The organism is Frateuria defendens (assembly GCF_001182895.1).
Classification (GTDB): domain Bacteria; phylum Pseudomonadota; class Gammaproteobacteria; order Xanthomonadales; family Rhodanobacteraceae; genus Frateuria_B; species Frateuria_B defendens.
This window is the reverse complement of record NZ_LFQR01000170.1, coordinates 1-4340: the sequence shown is the minus strand read 5'-3', so window position 1 is coordinate 4340 and position 4340 is coordinate 1. Positions and strand designations below refer to the sequence as shown.

Below are 4340 nucleotides of genomic sequence, written 5' to 3'. Positions count from 1 at the left end.
CGATGACGGCGCGAAACGGCGCCAAGGCATACCGAAGGCGCTGACTGCGGCACGTCACGACTGCTTCGCGGTGATTTTTGGCAACTCGATTTGTAAGGCGTTGCACAAAAATCACCCGAAATGCCAGCGAGAAGGGCTGTGGACACTGTGGACGGGACAGCGGCGCCACAAAAATTAGGCGAAATCACGGCGGAAAGAGCTGTGGACACTGTGGACGGGACAGCGCGGCGCCGCAAAAATTAGGCGAAATCACGGCGGAAAGAGCTGTGGACACGGTGGACGGGACACACGGCGGAAAGAGCTGTGGACACTGTGGACGGGACACTGGACACCAGTCAATCAGGACACAAGTTCCGCCATCATGCCCTGCCAAAATAGCGACTGCTCTTCGGTACAGCAAAAATAATTACAACATTTGATCATTTCAAATATTGCATCGGAAGGCAATCCTTGCAGAGAACGAGAGACTGCATGGAGGTTTCCTGCAAGCAGCAAAAAGACTTCGAAATTTGGAGCAATGCTAGTAACTCGCACTGCCGGGGACGACATTACATCAAGCAGAAATACAACATCTGGCTGCCCACCCTTCATTGATCCAACACAAATTATATTTGCCTCCTGCCTAGCGACAATTATTAAATTCGCTGCATGTGCAACCATCGCACCAGAAGCATGACCCGAATTCGCCTCCAGGAGTGACTTTACTAAATCTCCATTGCGGCTAAAGGCTGGCCAAAGCGCGAAATACCCGAGTGAAACTCCAAATATACCGACATCGTGAATACAGCGCAGATAAACTGGTGGCAGGGGCACGCTACGAACCAAGACAGCCAGCCTATCGCCTGACACCCCTGCGGGTTTTATGGCAACTTCATCGGCAATTTGCGGCACCTCCTGTGCCAATCCATTTGTATAAGTCATGAGATCATTAAGATTACTAATCATTGATATATTCACTGTCCCGCGTGATCAGGATGCCAAATGCCCCAACCCGGCTGTTGACTATGCACTGAACCAGGTAATGGAATCGCATTCGGGCCATAGTCTAGGTGGTGATGAATCAGCGTTTCATCATTGTAGTTGGCATGTTCAGGAAATTCATTGATCCAAGTACCGTCAACTATCGGCGATTGCCCCATCTTAATACGTGCAACGTTAGCGTCACTTAATGTTTCAGGGTAAGCCACCAACCATTGCGACCAGAACTGTCTTGCATTTCGTACACCACCGTTGAGTGTCTGAGTACCACTTGTAAAGGAAGTACTGTCGATCGCCATTGGCCCGCTGCCAGTAGCAGGGTCTATCCGAACAAAATAGGGGCTTCCAACTTGTTGAGGGGGCAGATCCCCATTGCCTCCCACAGAGCCAACTTCACGCCCAGCAAATTGATAAACCGGCGCTTCATTCGCCACACCCCAATAGTTCGAAGGCGCCCCCGTCACCGTAAAAGTACCATCCGCCGCAACAGTACCCTGCATCCCTTGCCAGGAAACCGATTTCCCGAGCGAGAAGTCTATCGGTGTCGAGCTTGGAGCACCGTCATTCGCAGGCGTCGCCCCTGCCGTCCATGCAGGTTCCGAAGCATTGGCCGGCGCCCTGCTTGCCGAGCCTCCCGTATAGCTGTAGACCGGCTCCTCCACGGCCCTCGCGCCACCGGACGAGGCGCCAGGATTCAGCTCCATCGACGCGGTCGCCGTCTCAAAGGCAATGCCACCTGCCTGGTTGGCCGCCGCCACCTGCTGGGGCGAGCCTCCAAAGTACTGGGTGGCGTTGCCGGCTACGCCGAAGACCGGACCGAGCAGTGCGCCTTCGATGGCGTTGCGCTCTGCCAGCGTCATGCCAGGCGGGGAGGCGCTCATCGTTGGTTCCCCGTCTCTCTCCGTCACCAGCATGTTCGACAACGAGGCGCTTAGCATCCCGGCCTGATTGCCGCTCGCATTGGCCGCATACCACGCCTGATTGCTGGCCTGGGCCAGGATGCCATCGTAAGTGGCGCTGCCGGGCCGCGTGTCTTGCAGTTGTTCCGACTGCCCGGGGGTCAGGCTCCCCTTGAGAGCTTGAGCCATACCCAAACTCTGCTGCGCACTGAGCTTGTCCCACTGGTCATTGACCTGCTGTTGGCAAGCCGTGTCGCTGCCGCAGGCATTGAGGTCCCTCTGGCGCTGTTCGCGCTGCTGGTGGTTCAGATAGTTGTAGTTGGCGCCGGCATTGGCAGTGGCCGCACCGGCGCTGCCGCCGACCAGTGCGCCCACCAACGCGCTTCCCAGCGACACGCCCTTGCTGCCCAACGTATCCGCCAGATAAGGCGTCGCCGCCTCCGCCGTTCCCGCGCCAAGCGCACCCTGCAACACATTGCCGCCGCCCAGCGCCGCAATCGCCGCACCCGCTGCTGCATGCAAGGCCGTCGCCTGCGTGCTGCCGGTGTTCCAGCCCTCGTACTGCTTGAGGTCACCCACGCCCGTCATCAGCACCTGACCCGCCAGCTGCGCCACCTGCTGGTTCTCCTCCACCTTCTTCTGGTCGAAGATCGGCTTCAGGCCGTTGGCGTCGATGCCCGGATTGCGATCCAGGCCGCTCAGATCCTGGCTCGGCGTGTCGCGCGTGATGACCGTACCTTCGGCTACGCCGGCCTTGGCCGTACTGCTGGAGCTGTCGTGCTGCGATAGGCCAAGGCTGGGCATGGCACTGAAGCCGCTGCCACCGCTGCTGCCACCGCTGACACCAAAGCTGCTGGCGCTGTATTGCGCCTTGTTCTGGATGTCGCTGTAGCTCAGCGTGCCAGTGTCCAGCACGTTCTTCGAGGCATCGGCCGTGCTGGCAATCGCCGCGCCCTTGAGGTCGGTGTTTGCCCCCACGTGCACATCGAAGCCACCCTCGCCCGCCGCGATGCCGCTCATCTGCGTCACGCTGGCATAGCTGGAGTTCACCTTGCTCTGGCTGTAGCTGAAGCTGCCGCCACCGCCCGCACCGAACATCACCGTACCGCCCGCCTGCCACTGCTTGCTGGCGTAGTCGTTGGTGTCCTGCTCGCTGGCCAGGTTGAGGTTGTGGCCGACGTCCGCCAGCACCGTGTTGCCCTTGGCCTGGGCGCCCTGGATCGTGGCGTCGTGGCCGGCCGTCAGGCTCAGCGTATCGGCCGCCGTCACCGTGGTGTCGGTATGCGTCTCGCCGTTGCCGTGGGCCTTGCCCTTGCCCATCGAGGCTTGAACATAAATATTGAAGCCATTGCTACCGAAGCTGATGCCGATGCCACCGCTGGCATTGCTGTTGGTGCTCTTCAACGTGTGCTGCTCAGTCTGACTCAACAGGTTGAGATCCTGACTGGCCGACAAAGCTACATTGCGGCCATTGATCTCGCTCCCCACCACATTGAGGTCGCCCTGTGTGGCCGCGACGGTAACGTCGCCTTGGCTGTGCAGACTGCTGCCATAGGTCACGTCGTCGTGGGTTTTTGAAACACTACGAGCCGTGCTGGCGGTGAGACCAACTTGCAGGTTGATGCCACTTCCATCCCCGCTTTGCGCAGCCTGAGCCGCCTGAACACCGCTGCTCACCGCTTGAGCGGCCTGGATGGCGTAGAGAGCCTTCAGTCGATCATCCTTGACCTCACTACCACGCTGGACGGCTCCATATGCCGCCTCGGCCGCCGACACGATGGCTCCGCTCAGGCCTACATGGATGCCCCCCGAATGCATCGTCTGTTTCTGCGTGATGTCCGTAGTGCCCAGCGCCGCATCGACGGTGACGTTCTGGCCGACGACCGTGGTGCCCGTCTGGCTCAGCACGTCGCTGGCGGTGATGTGCACATCCTTGCCCGCGCTCAGCGTCACCGCGCCGTTGGTGCTGCCCACCAGGCTGCCCGTGTAGCTCACGTCGTCCACTTGATTGGTGGTTTGCGTGGTGGTGTTACCAATCAGAAGATTGAGACCATTGCCGTGCTGCAAGCCGGTGCGGCTCTTGCGCGTACCATCGGTGGAGGCGTAGGTGTTTTGCCCGGCGTCCAGCGTGAGGTTGTTACCCGCCGCCAGCGTCACGTCATGCGTGCCAGCCACCTGGGCCGCCGTGGCGGTGAGGTCGTGGCCTGCGCCCACCGTCACCGTGTCGCCCGACAGCGTGCTGCCCACGCTCCAGATCTGGTCGCTGCTGTGGCTGTCCTTGCGGCCGCTCGACTGCGGGTCCACCGAGCCGAAGCGCAGCGGGTCGCCACTGAAGAAGCTCGACTTCTTGACCGTCTTCCAAGAGTCCTCGCTGTGTTCGCCCTCCGCCGTGGTGAGATTCACGTCGTGGCCGGCGGTGAGGCTGAGGGCGCCGTTGGCCGTCAGCTGCGCCGCCTGCGCCAC

General features: G+C 60.3%; 2 protein-coding genes. Both read right to left on the bottom strand.

Annotation, left to right across the window (positions count from 1 at the left end; all coding sequences use genetic code 11):
* Positions 1–339: 339 nt before the first annotated feature.
* Positions 340–945 carry a hypothetical protein gene (locus tag ACH65_RS20055; RefSeq protein ID WP_153242658.1) on the bottom strand — a complete coding sequence of 202 codons (606 nt, stop codon included), beginning with the start codon at positions 943–945 and terminating at the stop codon, positions 340–342.
* 8 nt (positions 946–953) lie between these two features.
* The coding region (locus ACH65_RS17385) for a hemagglutinin repeat-containing protein (RefSeq protein WP_202594239.1) at positions 954–4340 on the bottom strand (3387 nt) is incomplete at its 5' end.

What these genes read in the sequence shown, in the direction of transcription:
- ACH65_RS20055 (WP_153242658.1), bottom strand. Translation starts at nt 945, where the DNA reads ATGATTAGTAATCTTAATGATCTCATGACTTATACAAATGGATTGGCA.